This is a genomic window from Sorangium sp. So ce836, assembly GCF_028553905.1.
In the GTDB taxonomy this organism is placed as follows: Bacteria; Myxococcota_A; Polyangia; order Polyangiales; family Polyangiaceae; genus Sorangium; species Sorangium cellulosum_D.
Window position 1 is genome coordinate 12394344 of sequence record NZ_CP102233.1, and the last position, 17071, is coordinate 12411414.

Genomic DNA, 17071 nt, shown 5'->3' on the forward strand with positions numbered 1-17071 from the left:
GCGAGCATGAAGCAGTTGTTGCCGGGTCTTACCATGATGGTTCTTGTGAGCGCGTCCGCAGGCTGCTCCTTCGCCGTGCGGAACGCCGAGATGTACCGCGACGATACGGCCGCGCTGCTCGAGACGAGGCGCGACGAGATCAGGGCATGCTATGACGCAGAGCTCGCCCGGAATCCCGGCGCGCAGGGCAAGGTCGCCGTCGATTTCACGGTGCTCGAAGACAGCGGCCGCATCACGAACGTCGCCGTCGATCCCGCTGGCACCACCGCGTCGGACGAGGTGGCGAGCTGCGTCGTGAAGGCGATCGACGGGCTCGTCCTCGCCCCGCCGGATGAGAAGCAAGGAAAGGGCAAATTCGTCTGGGAGTTCACCGCCGGGGCTCCGAAGGCGTAGCGCCGGCGCGCAGGGGGTTGGGGCACATGCGCCGCGGGAGCGCGGCGCGCCGGCGCCCGACGGCGCTCCACCCTGCCCGCCGCGCCCCCGCTGGATCAGAGGGCGAGCCGAGCCGACAGGCCGGCCACGTCGCCCGGCAGCACGGGCAAGAGCTCGATCCGAACACCGCCCCGATCCTCGGTGCGGTGGGACTGGGGCCCGTTCATGAGGAGCAGCACCGTCCCCGTGATCATCGCGGCCCCACCCGCGACGAACGCGCCGATCGCCAGCCGGTTCTCGACGACGCTGAGGTCATACGCGTCGCGGGCCGACGGCGTGCACCACGGATCGCACCCGCCCCCGAGGCGCCGGTCGGCGTCCCGGTGGTGCACGTCGGCCCGCCACCACAGGCCGGCGCCCGCGACGCCCAGGGCCGCGCCGGCCCCGAGCGTCGCCCAGGGGACCCACGGAGCCCACCGCCGCTCGGCGATGACGGCGTCGACGCTCAGCGTGACGCGCCCCGAGGCCTCCTTGCCGGCGAGCACGAGGACGGGCTTCACGACGGTGAAATACCCCTCCTTCCTCGCCGTGATCACGTGCTCTCCGGGCGTGACCATCCGGCGCGCGACGCCCGGACCGATGAACCACGGCTTGCCGTCGAGCAGCACGCGCGCCCCCCGCTCATCACAGCGGATCTCGACGGCGGCGAGCTCGCGCTGCGCGAGCGCCCGCAGGGTCGCGCGCGCCTCCCGCTCCTGCTCGGGGGTGAGCGAGCCAGGCCCCCATTGCAGCGACAGGCGCAGGCTCTCGTGGGCGAGGAGCGGCAGCCCGATGCTCCGGAGCACCCGCGCCAGGTAGAGCCGGAGCTCGGGGTGCTCCCATGAGGCGAGCGCCTCCTGGTATTTCTCCCGCGCCTCCGCCAGCATCATCCGCCGGTGCAGGTCCCTCGCCTCCTTGAAGAGCGCGTGTGCCCTCTGCTTCCGCTCCTCGGAGACGCCCTGGTGCCACGGCGGCAGGGCGGGCGGCGCCTGGGCGCGCGCGGGCGCCGCGACCGCGGCCAGCAGCGCGAGCGACACGAGCGACGTCGCGCGGCGGCGCGCTCTCTGGAAGGAGGGAGCCTGCGCGGCCTTCACGGCGGCGCCATCCGGATATGACGGTAGATGACGCCGCCCTCGCCGACGATGAACGAGGTGCCGCCGTCGCCCCACACGTCGAGGAGGTGAAGGTCCGTCGTGGAATTGAGCTTCAACCAGGAGATGCCGTCGTAGTGCAGGAGCGTGCCCCGCTCGCCGACGGCAAAGACGTCCTTCGGCCCGCTCCCCCACACCGCGAGCAGGCGCGCGGACGTGGGCGAGTCCATCGGCTCCCAGCGCCGACCGTCGTAACGCAGGATCGTGCCGCTCTCGCCGACGGCAAAGACGTCCTTCGGCCCGCTCCCCCACACCGCGCGCGGGAGCGCGAACTCGGGCGAGTCCATCGGCTCCCAGCGCTCGCCGCCGTAGTGCAAGATCGTCCCGCTCTCGCCGACGACGAAGACGTCGTTCGGCCCGCTCCCCCACACGGGCCCCAGGTTCACCTGCACGGGCGTCGCCATGGGCTGCCAGCGCTCGCCGTCATAGTGCAGGATCGTGCCCGCCACGCCGACCGCGAACACGTCGTCTGGCCCGCTCCCCCACACGCCGAACAAGAGGTCGAGCGTGGACGACTCCATGACGTCCCAGCGCTCGCCGTCGTAGTGCAAGATCGCTCCGCTCTCGCCGACGACAAAGACATCCGCCGGCCCGCTCCCCCACACGCCGGACAAACCGGACGATAGGGGCGTATCCATGAACGCCCAGCGCTCGCCGTCGTAATGCACGATCCTGCCGTCGTCGTCGATGGCGAAGACGTCCCTCGGCCCGCTCCCCCACACGCTGACCAGCGCCTCCTGCGTGGGCGATTCCATGGGCTGCCAGCTCTGGCCGTCGTGATGCACGATCGCGCTGTCGATGCTGACCGCGAACACGTCGCTCGGGCCGCTCCCCCACACGCCGTACAGCAGCTTCGAGGGGACCACCATGGGCTCCCAGCGCTCGCCGTCATAACGCAGGATCGTGCCTGCCAGGCCCACGGCAAAGACGTCCCGCGGCCCGCTCCCCCACACGCCGTACAGGGCCACGGACGCCGGCGACGCCATGGGCTCCCAGCGCTCGCCGTCGTAGTGCACGATCTCGCCGTCCTCACCGACGGCGAAGACATCGTTGGAGTCGCTCCCCCACACGCCGAGCAGCGCTGCCGGTGTGTGCGAATCCATGAGCTGCCAGCGGTCGCCATCATAGCGCACGATCTCGCCGCGATCGCCGACGGCGAACACGTCGCGCGGCCCGCTCCCCCACACGCCGTACAGGGCCGCGGACGCCGGCGACGTCATGGCCGCCCAGCGCTCGCCCTCGTAGTGCAGGATCGTGCCTGCCAGGCCGACGGCGAACACGTCCTCTGGCCCGCTCCCCCAGACGCGGAGCAAGACGGCCGTCGTGGACGAGTCCATGGGCTCCCAGCGCTGGCCGTCGTAATGCACGATCGTGCCGCGATTGCCGACGGCGAACACGTCGCTCGGCCCGCTCCCCCACACGCCGCCGAGCCACATCGTGGACGCCGAGTCCATGGGCTCCCAGCGCTGGCCGTCGTAATGCACGATCGCGCCGGAATCGCCGACGGCGAAGACGTCGTTCGGCCCGTGTCCCCACACGGCGAGCAGCGGCGCCGTCGTGCCGGGCTCCTGGAGGCGCCAGTTCCAGTCCCCGCATGACGCCGTCGAGAGCCCATCGCACGCGCTCGTGCAGCCGGGCCGGCCGAAATCATAGCGCAGCGCCGCGCAGGGCGTGGTGATGAGCGACCCCGGATCACACGCCTCCTCCTCGGCCACCCGCCCGTCGCCGCAGTGGACCTGGCAGTCGTCCCGGCAGTACCCGCCGGACGCCGCGTTCTGCGCCCCGCGGCACTGCGCCTCGGCGGGCAGGACGCCGCCCGCGCCGCAATCGCACGTCTCCCCGCGCGCCCTGTCGACCACCCCGTTGCCGCACCGCTCGTCGGACCGGCAGTCGGCGCTGCAGCCGTCGCCGTCCCTCGCGTTGCCGTCGTCGCAGACCTCCTCCAGCGCGGGATCGACGACCCCGTCGCCGCACTCCTCGTCGGACCGGCAGTCGGCGCTGCAGCCGTCGCCGTCCGCCGTGTTCCCGTCGTCGCAGATCTCGCCGCCCTCGACGACCCCGTTGCCGCAGAGGTCGCGCTTGCCGGGGGCGAGGCACAGGTGCGTCGCCTCCCTGGTCAACACGCACTCGTGATCGACGGCGCAAAAGCCGTCGCCGCACGGGACCCCGCCCTCGAGGCACGCCGCCGCGACCGCGACCGGCGCCGCCGCGAGCGCCACCGCGGCCGCACGGCGGAGCGCCCCGCCGCGACGGCGTCCCGCGGCGCCCCCGCCCGACAGCATGCCCCGCGTCCCCGTCCGCGCCCGCATCGTCCCCTCGCCCTCCTCCGCCTCGCGCCCGCCCCACCCGGCCGCTCGCTCCGGCGACCGCGCGCGACGCGCGCGACGCGCGCGACGCTGACGAACGCGCGCGCTCGTCAGCGTCGCGCGCGCCCGTTCTCCTTGTGCCCGTCCGCTGCGCCCCCTATTCTGCCTCTGTGCAGCGCGCGCGCACAGCGCTCGCGCAGCGCGTTCGACGGCTCGTCGCATGCGCCTCTGGACGGCTCACCGGGCGTCCGCCAGACAGGTCCTCTGGACAGCTCGCCATCCCCTCGACCCCCCGCCGCGATGAGCGCCCGCAAGCCCGGAAAAGCCCCTCCGCCCCCCTCCCCCGCCGCCGCGCCGGACGACCTCTCCGACGCCGACCGCGACGCGCTCTTGCGCTGGCGGCTCGCGCTCGGCCCGGAGGCCGAGCGGGTCGACCCGCGCCTCTCCCTCGGCGGCCTCGGCGGCGCAGCGCCCGCCCTCCACGTCGACCCGCGGCGGCTCGGCGACCTCGACAAGGCCCTCTCGTTCATCTACGACGAGCGCGCCGGGAACCTCGGCGGCTCGCGGCCGTACGTGCCCGAGTGGCTGTCCGCCGTGCGCGAGTTCTTCAGCCACGACATCGTCGCGCTCGTCCAGAAGGACGCCATCGAGAGAAAGGGGCTGACTCAGCTCCTCTTCGAGCCCGAGACGCTGCCCTTCCTCGAGAAGAACGTCGAGCTCGTCGCCACCCTCATGAGCGCGCGAGGCCTCATCCCCGACGCCGCGCGGGAGGCCGCGCGGCAGATCGTGCGCGAGGTCGTCGAGGAGGTGCGGCGCGCGCTGGAGTCCGAGGTCCGCACCGCCGTCCTCGGCGCGCTGCGGCGGAACACGACGAGCCCACTGCGCGTCCTCAGGAACCTCGACTGGAAGCGCACCATCCGCAAGAACCTCAAAGGATGGGACGCGGACCGGCGCCGCATCGTGCCCGACAAACTCTATTTCTGGGCGAACCAGACGCGACGGCACGAGTGGGACGTCGCCATCCTCGTCGACCAGTCGGGCTCCATGGGTGAGAGCGTCGTCTACAGCTCCATCATGGCCGCGATCTTCGCGTCGCTCGATGTCCTCCGCACGCGGCTCCTCTTCTTCGACACCGAGGTCGTCGACGTGACACCCATGCTCGTCGATCCGGTCGACGTGCTGTTCACGGCGCAGCTCGGCGGCGGCACCGACATCAACCGCGCCGTGGCCTACGCTCAGGCCAACTTCATCGAGCGCCCCGAGAAGACGCTGCTCATCCTGATCACCGACCTCTTCGAGGGCGGCAACGCGGAGGAGCTCGTCGCCCGGATGCGCCAGCTCGCCGACAGCAAGGTGAAGTCGATCTGCCTGCTCGCGCTGTCCGACAGCGGCAAGCCCTCCTACGACCACGAGATGGCGCAGAAGCTCGCCGCCCTCGGGACCCCTTGCTTCGGCTGCACGCCAAAGCTCCTCGTCAAGGTGGTGGAGCGGCTGATGAAAGGACAGGACCTCGGCCCGCTGCTCGAGGCCGAGGCGCGGTAAAACCACGGAGGCACAGAGGACACAGAGGCTCTTCTCTTTCCTCTGCGTCGTCTGTGCCTCCGTGGCCCCGCATCGCGGGGCCTGAGCCCGATCGGCGCGCCCGGGGCCGTCGCCTTCGTCAGCGAGCGCGCGCCCTCGACATCCGCGCCGCGTTATCGCGCGCGACGGATCGCCTTCGCGGCGCGCTCGTCCGTCCGCCGCGCGGCGGCGCGCTTGCGCGACGTGGCGCCCCGGGCAGCGCTCGCGGAGACCCGCCGGCGGGTGCCGGCCGCGCGACCCACCGCCTCCAGCGAGGGGGGCTGGGCCATCAGCGCATCAGTGCTGATCGAGGGGCCGACTAGGCTGATAGAAAGTTTCACTTGAACTACCGATTGGGTGGCGGACCGATCACGTCGCTCAGCGGAGGGCTCGTCAACCTATAAACTGTTTCGATCGTTTACGCAGCGTCGCAATGCGGAGATCACGAGCCCTGGAGCGCCCGTCCGGACGTGAACATGTCCACCCGGGAGATCCACTCGCCTTTCCGCCTCTCACGGCGGATGCACGCGCGCACCACGGAGGCACGAAGGCACGGGTCTGGGTTCGCTCCGTGCCTCCGTGTCTCCGTGGTGATCGGCGAGGGACTGCCCCCGGTGGTTGCACCGGGCGCTCTGTTACGATCATGTTGCACGTTGCAGGCCAACGATGGCTGGATGCCGGCATCGCCCGTTTTCCCGGGATGGGCGTGGGCCGCCTTTCATGGTTGAAACCACCGGTTGCAACCGTGGCGCAACGCAGCGGCGCCCGCACCTCCGGGAGCGCCCAACGAGCTCGGGGGGGTGGATCTCAGCCGGCAGGACCGGTCAACGGAGATCCAGGGCGCTCGCCCAGCGGCCCCGAGGATCCAGCCGCTCGGGGCGGGAGCGGCAACGCCACTTGAAACCTCGCCCCCATGCCCGGCGCGCTCTCGACCTGGATGCTCCCGCCGTGGGCCCGGAGGATCTGATCCACGATGTACAGGCCGACGCCGAGGCCCCCATAGGAGCTCGTCGGCGCCGCCCGCTCGAAGCGCCCGAAGATCCGGGCGATGTACTCCTGCGCGATCCCGATGCCCTGATCCATCACCTGGAGCACCGCGGACCTGCCGTCGACCGAGATCCGCATCTGGATCGGCTTGCCGCGCCCGTATTTGATGGCGTTCATGAGCAGGTTGGTGATCACCTGATCGATGCGCAGCCGGTCCCACCGGCCGATCGCCGACTCCGGCACGTCCAGGTCGATCGAGCAGCCGGCCCGCTCCAGCTCGGATTCGAGGCGGCCCGCCACCTCGCGCGCCACGTCGCACAGGTCCACGTCCTCGAGGCTGAGCTCGAGCTGGCCGCTGTTGATGCGCGTCACGTCGAGCAGCGTGTCGATGAGCCGCGTGAGCCGCTCGATCTGCGCCTCCGCCTGGGCGAGCTTCGCGAGCACCTGCGCGGCCGGCAGCCCGCCGTCCGAGCGGCCGATCGCGCGGGTGAGGCCCTGGATCTGCAAGACCAGCGCGCTCAGCGGCGTCCTCAGCTCGTGCGAGGCGACCGCCACGAAATCCTCGCGGATCTGCACGGCCTCGCGCGTGAGCCGCAGCAGGCGGGCGTTCTCGAGGCAGAGCGCCGCCCGCTGCGCGACGTCGAGGGCGACCGCGAAATCCGGGGGCTCGAAGCGCTCGCCCGGCTCCACCCAGATCATGCTGAGCGCGCCGAGCACGTTGCCGCGCGTGACGAGCGGCACGCACAGGTAGCTGCTCGCCCCGATCTGCTGGATCTCGGCCGGATCGTCGATGTCGAGCGCCCTCGCCACGTCGCGCGGGGCGCACTCGACGCGCAGGTCGGGGCGGCCGCTCGTCAGCACCGCGCCCACGCCGCCCTCGGTGAGCGGGAGCTCCCGCGGGCCGAACCGCTCCGCGAACCGCGCCGCGCCGCGCGCCCGATGCGCGGCGGCGACCCTGCACGCGCCGCCCTCCTTGCGCAGGTCGAGCACGCACCAGGTGCAGATGCGCTCCGCCGCGATCCGCACCAGGGCGGCCGCGACGCTGGCCTCGTCGAGCGACGCCGAGAACGAGCTCGACGCCTCCGCGAGGAGCTCCGAGCGGCGCACCGCGGCCTCGGCCTCGGCGCGGGCCGCCCGCTCGCGCGTCAGGAGGTGGATGCGCTCCTGCTCGTGGCGCTTGCTGTCGTCGATGTCGGTGAAGCTGCCGAGCCAGCCGACCACGCGCTTCCACACGTCCCGCTCCGGGACCGCCTGGCAGAGGTGCCACCGGTAGACCCCGTGACGGGACCTGAGGCGACACTCGCCCTGGAGGGGCTCGCCGGACTCGACGCAGCGGCGCCATTTGCTGACGAACTGGTTCAGGTCGTTCGGGTGCACCGCGGCCTGCCAGCCCCAGCCGCGGAGCGCGTCGAAGGCGAGCCCCGTGTACTCCAGCCAGCGCGAGCTCACGTAATCGACGCTGCCGTCGAGCTTCGCCGTGAAGACGCACTGCGGGATGGCGTCGGCCAGGTTCTGGTACCTCGCCTGGGCGGCGCGCCGCAGATCCTCGACCTCGGCGTCGCGCCGCCGCTGCTCGGCCTTGCGCAGGAGCTCGGCCTGCTCCTTGATCTGCTCGCCGCGCCGGTGGAGCTCGACGAAGACCGCGACCTTCGCCTGCACGACCTCCGGCTCGAGCGGCTTCAAGAGGTAGTCGACGCCGCCGACCGCGTACGCCCTGTAGATGGCCGAGAGATCGTCCGTCGCCGCGGTCAGGAAGATGATCGGCGTGTGGCGCGACCGCTCCCGCTGCTTGACGAGCGAGGCCACCTCGAAGCCGTCGATGTCCGGCAGCCGCACGTCGAGCAGGATGACCGCGAAGTCCTCGGACAGGATCCTGAGGAGCGCGTCCTTCCCGCTCGCGGCGGTCACGAGGCGGTAGCTCTCGTCGACCAAAATCGCCTTGAGCGCGGCCAGGTTCTCGGGCTGGTCGTCGACAAGGAGGATGCTGGTCGTCGCGGGAGCGGTGGACACCGGGCGGCTCCGTGGCTCAGTCGGGCCGCAGCCAGTGCAGCATGACCGACATCAGCCGCCCCTCGTCGACGGGCTTGGCCACGAAGTCGTTCAGGCCGGCGTCGAGGCACTTCTGCCTGTCTTCCGGCATCGCCTTGGCCGTCACCGCGATGATCGGCAGCTCGCTGAAGCGGGGATCGCTCCGGATCTCGCGCGTCGCCTCGTAACCGTCGAGCTCTGGCATCATGATGTCCATGAGCACGATATCGATGCTCGCGTCGGACTCGCGCAGGATCTCGATGCCGTGCCGCGCGTTCTCGGCGAGGAGCACCTGCGCCCCGCGCCGCTCGAGCAGGCTCGTGATGGCGAAGACGTTGCGCGCGTCGTCGTCGATGACGAGCACGTTCCGCCCCGTGAGCGCGACCGAGGCGGAGCCGTTCGTGAGCAGCGGCGCGATCGGCTCGGGCAGCTCGGCGCGCGCCGGCCGCGCGGCCTTCTGCTCGGGCCGCTCCGCCGGCAGGTAGAGGGTGAACTTGCTGCCGAGCCCGGGCGTGCTGTTCAGCGAGATCTCGCCGCCGAGCAGGCTGGCCAGCTCCCGGCTGATGGTCAGGCCGAGGCCCGTGCCGCCGTAGGTGCGGCTGGTGGAGGCGTCGGCCTGCTGGAACGCGTCGAAGATGAGCGTCTGCTTCTCCGGCGGGATGCCGATGCCCGTGTCGGTGACCGCGAACGCCAGGACGGTCTTCGCCTTGACGAGCGTGTCCCGCTTGAACCCGAGCCCCCGGCTGGCCACCTCGATCTCGAGCGAGATCCGCCCGGACGACGTGAACTTGAAGGCGTTCGACAGCAGGTTCTTCAGGATCTGCTGCAACCGCTGCAGGTCCGTCACGATCGTCGAGGGCACGCCGGTCCCGACCCGGACCCAGAACTCGAGCTCCTTCTGCTCGGCGATCTGCCGGAAGCTCCGCTCGACGTACTCCGCGAGCTCGGACAGCGACACCCGCTGGGTCTTCACGTCGATCTTGCCGGCCTCGATCTTGGAGAGGTCGAGGATCTCGTTGATGAGCTGGAGGAGGTCCTGCCCCGCGGCGGCGATCGTCTTCGCGTACTCGACCTGCTTCGGCGTGAGCGTGTGCTCCTCGTTGTCCGCGAGGATCCTGGCGAGGATGAGCAGGCTGTTGAGCGGCGTGCGCAGCTCGTGCGACATGTTCGCGAGGAACTCGGACTTGTACTTCGAGGTGCGCGACAGCTCCCTGGCCTTCTCCTCCAGGGAGGCGCTGGCGCGGGCGATCTCGCGGTTCTTGATCTCGAGCTCCGACGCCTTCTCCTCCAGCTCCTGCGAGCGCGAGCCGAGCTCGGTGTTGGACCTCTGGAGCTCCTGGAGCAGCTCCTCCGTCCTCATGCTGGCGCCGATCATGTTGAACACGACGCCGATCGACTGCGTGAGCTGCTCGAGGAACGTGAGGTGGATGGGCGTGAAGTTCTGGAAGCTCGCCAGCTCGATCACCGCCTTGAGGCCGCCCTCGAAGAGCACCGGCAGGACGCAGATGTTGCGCGGCGGCGCCTCGCCGAGGCCCGAGCTCACCCGGATGTAGTCGTCCGGCAGATCCGTGACGACGATGCTCTTCTTCTCGAGCCCGCACTGCCCGACGAGCCCCTCGCCGAGCGCGAACCGGTTGGAGATGCCCTTGCGCTTCTGGAACGCGTAGCTCGACGTGAGCTTGAGCGTCGGGTGCTTGTCCTCGGACTCCAGCACGTAGAAGGCCCCGTGCTGCGCCGAGACGAGCGGGGTGACCTCGGACATGATGAGGCGGGAGAGCGCCTCGATGGTCCGCTGCCCGGCCATCATCCCGGAGAAGCGCGCCAGGTTGGTCTTCAGCCAGTCCTGCTCCTGGTTGGCGCGCGTCGTGTCCCGCAGGTTCGAGATCATCTGGTTGATGTTGTCCTTCAGCTGAAGGACCTCGCCCTGCGCCTCGACCGAGATGGCCCGGGTCAGGTCGCCCTTGGTCACGGCGGTCGCGACCTCGGCGATGGCGCGCACCTGCGTGGTGAGGTTGCCGGCGAGCTGGTTCACGTTGTCGGTGAGGTCCCTCCACGTGCCGGCCGCGCCGGGCACCTTGGCCTGGCCGCCGAGCTTGCCCTCGATACCGACCTCGCGCGCCACCGTCGTCACCTGCTCGGCGAACACGCGGAGCGTGTAGGTCATGTCGTTGATGGTGTCGGCCAGCGAGGCGATCTCGCCCTTGGCCTCCAGGGCCAGCTTCTGGCGGAGGTCGCCGTTCGCGACCGCGGTCACGACCTTGGCGATGCCGCGCACCTGCGAGGTGAGGTTCGAGGCCATGACGTTGACGTTCTCCGTCAGGTCCTTCCAGGTGCCGGAGACCCCGGGCACCTGCGCCTGGCCGCCGAGCTTGCCCTCGGTGCCTACCTCGCGCGCGACGCGCGTCACCTCCGCGGCGAACGCGCGCAGCTGATCGACCATCTTGTTGATGGTGTCCTTCAGCTCGAGGATCTCCCCCTTCGCCTCGACCGTGATCTTCTGGGACAGGTCGCCGCTCGCGACCGCCTTCGTGACGAGGGCGATGTTGCGCACCTGGTTGGTCAGGTTGCCGGCGAGCTGGTTCACGTTGTCGGTCAGGTCCTTCCACGTGCCGGCGACCCCGGGCACCTGCGCCTGACCGCCGAGCTTGCCGTCGGTGCCTACCTCGCGCGCCACGCGGGTCACCTCCGCGGCGAACGCGCGCAGCTGATCGACCATCTTGTTGATGGTGTCCTTCAGCTCGAGGATCTCCCCCTTCGCCTCGACCGCGATCTTCTGGGACAGGTCGCCGCTCGCGACCGCCTTCGTGACGAGGGCGATGTTGCGCACCTGGTTGGTCAGGTTGCCCGCGAGCACGTTGACGTTGTCCGTCAGGTCCTTCCACGTCCCGCTGACGCCCCGCACCTCGGCCTGCGCCCCGAGCTTGCCCTCGGTGCCTACCTCGCGCGCCACGCGCGTCACCTCCGACGCGAACGCCCGCAGCTGCTCCACCATCTTGTTGATGGTGTCCTTCAGCTCGAGGATCTCGCCCCGCGCCTCGGCGGTGATCTTCTGCGAGAGATCGCCCTTGGCGACCGCCGTCGTCACCAGGGCGATGTTGCGCACCTGGTTGGTCAGGTTGCCGGCGAGCTGGTTCACGTTGTCGGTCAGGTCCTTCCACGTGCCGGCGACCCCGGGCACCTGCGCCTGACCGCCGAGCTTGCCGTCGGTGCCTACCTCGCGCGCGACGCGCGTCACCTCCGCGGCGAAGGTCCGGAGCTGCTCCACCATCTTGTTGATGGTGTTCTTCAGCTCGAGGATCTCCCCCTTCGCCTCGACCGTGATCTGCTTCGACAGGTCGCCGTTCGCCACCGCCGTCGTCACGACCGCGATGTTCCGCACCTGGTTGGTCAGGTTGCCCGCGAGCACGTTGACGTTGTCCGTCAGGTCCTTCCACGTCCCGCTGACGCCCCGCACCTCGGCCTGCGCCCCGAGCTTGCCCTCGGTGCCTACCTCGCGCGCCACGCGCGTCACCTCCGACGCGAACGCCCGCAGCTGCTCCACCATCTTGTTGATGGTGTTCTTCAGCTCGAGGATCTCCCCCTTCGCCTCGACCGTGATCTGCTTCGACAGGTCGCCGTTCGCCACCGCCGTCGTCACGACCGCGATGTTCCGCACCTGGTTGGTCAGGTTGCCCGCGAGCACGTTGACGTTGTCCGTCAGGTCCTTCCACGTCCCGCTGACGCCCCGCACCTCGGCCTGCGCCCCGAGCTTGCCCTCGGTGCCTACCTCGCGCGCCACGCGCGTCACCTCCGACGCGAACGCCCGCAGCTGCTCCACCATCTTGTTGATGGTGTTCTTCAGCTCGAGGATCTCCCCCTTCGCCTCGACCGTGATCTGCTTCGACAGGTCGCCGTTCGCCACCGCCGTCGTCACGACCGCGATGTTCCGCACCTGGTTGGTCAGGTTGCCCGCGAGCACGTTGACGTTGTCCGTCAGGTCCTTCCACGTCCCGCTGACGCCCTGGACCTCGGCCTGCGCCCCGAGCTTGCCCTCGGTGCCTACCTCGCGCGCGACGCGGGTGATCTCCGAGCCGACCGTCTGCAGCTGCTGGACGACGTCGTTCACCTCGTCGGCGATCTGACCGATCGTCCCCGGCACCTCGCCGATGCCGACGCGCGCGGAGAAGTTGCCCGCCTTCACCGCCTTGAGCACCTCCAGGATCGCCTGGAGCTGCATCTCTCGCACATCCAGGTGGGTCCCGTCGGCGCCGCGCCTGCGGGACGGCGGCTTCTTCTTGCTGGCGCCGTGTCCGTTCTTGTCCTTGGTCGCCGCGATGTTGTTCGGTTGCATGGATACCTTCCTGACGACGAGTGCGCGCCTGGAAATCTCGATCCCGCTGGAGGCTGTTCAGGCCCGCGCGGCGCCGGGGGAGGTCGGCGTCACGGGGCCCCGGGTGCGCCGCCGTCTCACGACTTGCCGCGGCGCAGAACTTCTTCGACTTGTCGCTGGAGACGAGCGTGCTCGATCTCGCGGGCGCGCCGCTCGAGCGCGCGCCGCATGCGAGAGCTTAGCTCATCGGAACGGAAAGGTTTCGAGAGGTAATCGGAGGCGCCGACGCGCAGGGCACGCATCCCCGTTTCGACGGAGCCGAACGCGGTGATGGCGATGACCGCCAGGGACGGGTCGTGCTGCTTGGCCCGGGCGATCAGCTCGATGCCGTCCATGCCCGGCATGCGGATGTCCGTGATCAGCAGCTCGAATTTGCCCGATGGGAGCAGGCGGAGGCCCGACAGGGCATCGGCAACGTGCGTCGCCTGGTAGCCGTGGTCCGTTGCGATGTCAACGACGAACCGGCCAAGGTCGTCGTCGTCCTCGACAATCAACACGTTCGGTGAGCTCGAACTCATCCCTTCTGTCCTTCCTCCGTGCCCCCTGTTGTCCTCGCCTCCGGGCCCATGGCCAGGCGCGCCTCCGCGTCGACTGCCGAGCTCGCCTCCGGGCTCGCCTGCATGCCCACGGATGAGCTCGCAGCCGGGCTCGCGTCCCGGCTCGACGGCGAGGCGGACGCGACCGTGGGCAGGGTGACCCGGAAGCGCGCCCCGCCGGTCGACGAGGAGGCGACCTCGACCGAGCCGCCCGCCTCCTGGACGATCCCCTGGACGATCGCGAGGCCGAGGCCGCTCCCACCGCGGGTCGACTTCGTCGTGAAGAACGGCTCGAAGATCTGGTGCATGTCCTCGGCGCGCACCCCGGGCCCCGCGTCCTCGACCTCGAAGCACACCGCGCGGGAGCCCGCCGGACCATCGTACTCGGGCAGGACGCGCACCACGAGCTCGCCGCCGCCGTCCTGGGCCTCGATGGCGTTCAGGCACAGATTGAACACCACCTGAAACAGGCGATCGGAGTCGAGGGCGACGCGCGCCCACGACCCGCTGTCCCGCGGGCACTCGACGCTCGTCTCGATGTCGCGCTTCTTGCACTCCGGGCCGAGGAAGGCGACCACATCGTCGATGGCGCGCCGCAGATCGCCGTCCCCCTGCTGCGGTCGCGACGGCCGAGCGAGGGAGACGAGGCGGGAGACGACCCGCGTGATCCGCTCGGACTGCCGCGCGATCGTCTCCAGCTCGGCGCGCAGGTGCTCCGGGCAGCCGGGCAGGTCGGCCGCCCGGCGCGCGCGGCCCTGGATCACGTTCAGCGGCGAGCCGATCTCGTGGCCGAGCGAGGTCGCCACCTGCCCCGCGGCGGCGAGCGCCTGCGCCTGCTGCAGCCTGCGCTCCACGTTCACCCGCGCCATCTCCTCCCGCTCGGCGCGCGCCCGGGCCTCCCGGAGCGACCAGGTCATCGTGTTGAACGCGTGGGCCAGGCGCGACAGCTCCTCCGCGCCCTTCTCGGGCACGGCCGCGTCGAGATCGCCGCTCGCCACGCGCTCGGCCCCGGAGAGGATCGCCCTCGCAGGGAGCGCGACGGTGAAGCGACCCACGACCCCGGCGACGACCGCGCTGACCAGCAGCAGCACGACGCCGGTCGCCGCCAGGCCCCGATTCAACGAGCTCTCCAGCACTTCGATATAATGCCGGTCGCGCACCAGGACGGCCACCAGCGGTGGATTGGCGCTGCTCGGCTGGATGGCGACCGTGCGGACGAGCACCGGCTGCCCGACCAGGCTCGTGCGCTCCTCGATGTCCCCTCCCTCGATGAACGCCCGGTGGGCGAGCGCCTCGAGGCGCTCCTGCTCCCCCTTGACCCCCTCCGTGATGAAGACCGCCTCGCCCTCCCGGGTGAACGCGGCGACGCCTTGGATGCGCTCGGCGCTCGCGAAGTGCTCCGCGCGCCGCCGGACGAGCGCGATGTCCCTGCGCTGCAGCGCGCTCTCGACGAACGCCTGAAGCAGCGTGGCGTAATTCCGGAGCTCCGCCGTGGCCTCCTGACGCAGCACCTGTTTGCGGTGCGCCGAGGAGAACAGCCCATACACCGCGATCGCCATCGCGATCGGAACAACGAGCGACAGCCAGAACTGGTGCGCGAGCCTCATCCCCGCGGGTCGGCGCTGGTGCTTCGGGTCCATACGACGATCCACCGCGGCGCCCGGAGGACGCCATCGCGTTGACGCCTCGCATCATCGGCGGCTTCCGATCGTGCGAAGCCCTCGAATCACATCATCATTTCCCCCGAGCGGCAAGGCCTTCCACGAGCTCGGTAGAGGCATTCCTCTCGCTACCTCGCCACACGAGGGCTCGGCGTCAGGCTATCCCTGAGTGACATTCGGGATCTGGCGGACCCCTCGTGGCATCCGTCACGGGCCCTTGCGTGGCTGAGCGGCGCGCGGCCGAGCGCGCTTCGCCGCTGGGCTAGGCCTGGCCGCGCGCGGGCCGGGCCTGGCCGCGCGCGGGCCGCCCTTCGCCCCGCCGGCGCGCGCCGCGCTCTCCGCGAGCAGCTCCCCCCACCGCGAGATCGCCTGCGCCACCTCGCCGAACCCCCGCCCGGCGGCGGTCAGCTCGTACTCGACGCGGACGGGGGGGCCGGGCAGCACCCGCCGCTCCACGAGGCCGAGCGCCTCGAGCTCCTTCAGCCGGCTGGAGAGCATCCGATCGCTGATCGCGTCGAGCCGCTCGCCGATCTCGCCGAAGCGCAGCGCCCCCTCCTCGAGCGTCGCGATGATCAGGCCGTTCCACGGCTTGGCGAGCACGCTCATCGCCGTCTGGAACCTGTCGCAGAGGTGCTGGCAAGAGTGCTTCATTCTTCGTCCCCGTGCGCAGCATGACCTCTTCACTACCAAAAAGGAAGTGCCTTGACACGAGGTAGCTACGACGCATGATGCTCGTCCGACGGATGCTACTTCCCTTTCGGAAGCTACGTCTCTTTTGCAAGGAGAATCGATCGTGACCACCGCCTCTGACCTGCTGTTCAGCCCGCTCGCGCTCGGTCCCCTGTCGCTGCCGAACCGCCTCGTCATGGCGCCGATGACGCGCTGCCGCGCGGAGGGTCACGTGCCGACGGAGCTGCATGCGCGGTATTACGAGCAGCGCGCCTCGGCCGGCCTCATCATCACCGAGGCCACGCAGGTCAGCCCGCAGGGCATCGGTTACCTGCGCACGCCGGGCATCCACACCGACGCGCAGGTCGAGGGGTGGCGGCTCGTGACCGACGCGGTCCACCGGGCGGGCGGGCGCATCTTCGCGCAGCTCTGGCACGTCGGGCGGGCGTCGCACGTCTCGTTCCAGCCGAACCGGCAGGCGCCCCTCTCGTCCTCGGCCGTCGCCATCCGCAAGGGCCACGCGCACACGCCCGAGGGCCCGCAGCCGTACAGCACCCCGCGCGCCCTCGAGATCGACGAGATCCCGGGCGTCGTCGCGCAGTTCGAGCACGGGGCGCGGCAGGCCAAGGCCGCCGGCTTCGATGGAGTCGAGCTCCACGCGGCGAACGGGTACATCATCGACCAGTTCCTCCGCGACGGCGTGAACCGGAGGACGGACCGGTACGGCGGCTCGGTCCAGAACCGCGCGCGGTTCCTGCTCGAGATCACCGACGCCGTGACCGCCGTGTTCGGCGCCGACCGGGTCGGCGTGCGGGTCTCGCCGCGGGCCGATTTCAACGACATGAGCGACTCCGATCCGAAGGCGCTCTTCGGCCACGTCGCCGCCGAGCTCTCCGCGCGCAAGATCGGCTATCTGCACGTCGTCGAGGCGATCTCCGCGGAGCCGCCGGACGCCCCGGAGCGGGTGTCGCCCCTCCTGCGCGACCGGTTCCGCGGCGCGTTCATGGCGAACGGCGGCTACACGCGGGAGACCGCGGAGCGGGCGCTGCGGAGCGGCGCGGCGGACCTCGTCTCCTTCGGCGCGCCGTTCCTGGCCAACCCCGATCTGCCCGAGCGCCTGCGGCGCGGGGCGCCGCTCAACGCGCCCGACGTCGCGACCTTCTACTCCGACGGCCCGCGCGGCTTCGTCGATTACCCGCGCCTCGGCGAGGCGCAGGCCGCCAGCGCCGCGCTCTGACCCGAGGGCGCGATGGCCTGAGCCCGGGATCCGCGGCCCCGGCCGGGCGCCTGGGCCAGGAGCTCCGGCGCCGCGGCCCATGATAGGCTCAGAGGCCGATGTCGGCCGCCGCTCCTCCGCTCCCGAACGATGGACTTCCCCCGGCGCCGGGCGCGG

At 70.8% G+C, this 17071-nt stretch carries 9 protein-coding genes and 1 pseudogene; 3 read left to right on the forward strand and 7 right to left on the reverse strand.

What is annotated here, in order from left to right; translation table 11 throughout:
- The first annotated feature begins 6 nt into the window (after window positions 1–6).
- Window positions 7–393, forward strand: coding sequence for an AgmX/PglI C-terminal domain-containing protein (locus tag NQZ70_RS45270; protein ID WP_129579772.1), 387 nt, complete (start codon window positions 7–9; stop codon window positions 391–393).
- 95 nt (window positions 394–488) lie between these two features.
- On the opposite strand, the gene NQZ70_RS45275 is transcribed toward NQZ70_RS45270, so the two are convergent.
- Both NQZ70_RS45275 and NQZ70_RS45280 read right to left on the reverse strand, forming a co-directional pair.
- On the reverse strand, window positions 489–1505 hold the full coding sequence (locus NQZ70_RS45275) for a hypothetical protein (RefSeq protein ID WP_129579773.1): 1017 nt from the start codon (window positions 1503–1505) through the stop codon (window positions 489–491).
- Complete coding sequence (locus NQZ70_RS45280; protein ID WP_237244643.1) at window positions 1502–3871, reverse strand: DUF4215 domain-containing protein; 2370 nt, start codon at window positions 3869–3871, stop codon at window positions 1502–1504. The genes NQZ70_RS45275 and NQZ70_RS45280 overlap by 4 nt, the downstream gene beginning before the upstream one ends.
- Before the next feature lie 297 nt (window positions 3872–4168).
- On the opposite strand from NQZ70_RS45280, the gene NQZ70_RS45285 reads away from it, so the two are divergent.
- On the forward strand, window positions 4169–5410 hold the full coding sequence (locus NQZ70_RS45285) for a VWA domain-containing protein (RefSeq protein ID WP_129579774.1): 1242 nt from the start codon (window positions 4169–4171) through the stop codon (window positions 5408–5410).
- Between the two features lie 825 nt (window positions 5411–6235).
- On the opposite strand, the gene NQZ70_RS45290 is transcribed toward NQZ70_RS45285, so the two are convergent.
- From NQZ70_RS45290 to NQZ70_RS45310, 5 genes and pseudogenes are all read right to left on the reverse strand, one after another.
- On the reverse strand, window positions 6236–8425 hold the full coding sequence (locus tag NQZ70_RS45290) for an ATP-binding protein (RefSeq protein WP_129579775.1): 2190 nt from the start codon (window positions 8423–8425) through the stop codon (window positions 6236–6238).
- A gap of 16 nt (window positions 8426–8441) precedes the next feature.
- Window positions 8442–12695: pseudogene (locus NQZ70_RS45295) on the reverse strand (HAMP domain-containing protein); the annotation flags it as partial.
- A 194-nt stretch (window positions 12696–12889) separates the two neighbouring features.
- Window positions 12890–13330, reverse strand: coding sequence for a response regulator (locus tag NQZ70_RS45300; RefSeq protein ID WP_044986901.1), 441 nt, complete (start codon window positions 13328–13330; stop codon window positions 12890–12892).
- Window positions 13327–14988: an ATP-binding protein gene (locus NQZ70_RS45305; protein ID WP_237244644.1), complete on the reverse strand. Its 1662-nt coding sequence runs from the start codon at window positions 14986–14988 to the stop codon at window positions 13327–13329. The genes NQZ70_RS45300 and NQZ70_RS45305 overlap by 4 nt, the downstream gene beginning before the upstream one ends.
- Before the next feature lie 228 nt (window positions 14989–15216).
- Window positions 15217–15660 (reverse strand): helix-turn-helix domain-containing protein, encoded by a 444-nt coding sequence (locus NQZ70_RS45310; protein ID WP_129579777.1) that lies wholly within the window; start codon window positions 15658–15660, stop codon window positions 15217–15219.
- A gap of 142 nt (window positions 15661–15802) precedes the next feature.
- Here NQZ70_RS45310 and NQZ70_RS45315 point away from each other — a divergent pair, with 142 nt between their 5' ends.
- A complete protein-coding gene (locus tag NQZ70_RS45315) occupies window positions 15803–16915 on the forward strand; it encodes an alkene reductase (RefSeq protein ID WP_129579778.1) in 1113 nt (370 codons plus the stop codon).
- Window positions 16916–17071 lie beyond the last annotated feature (156 nt).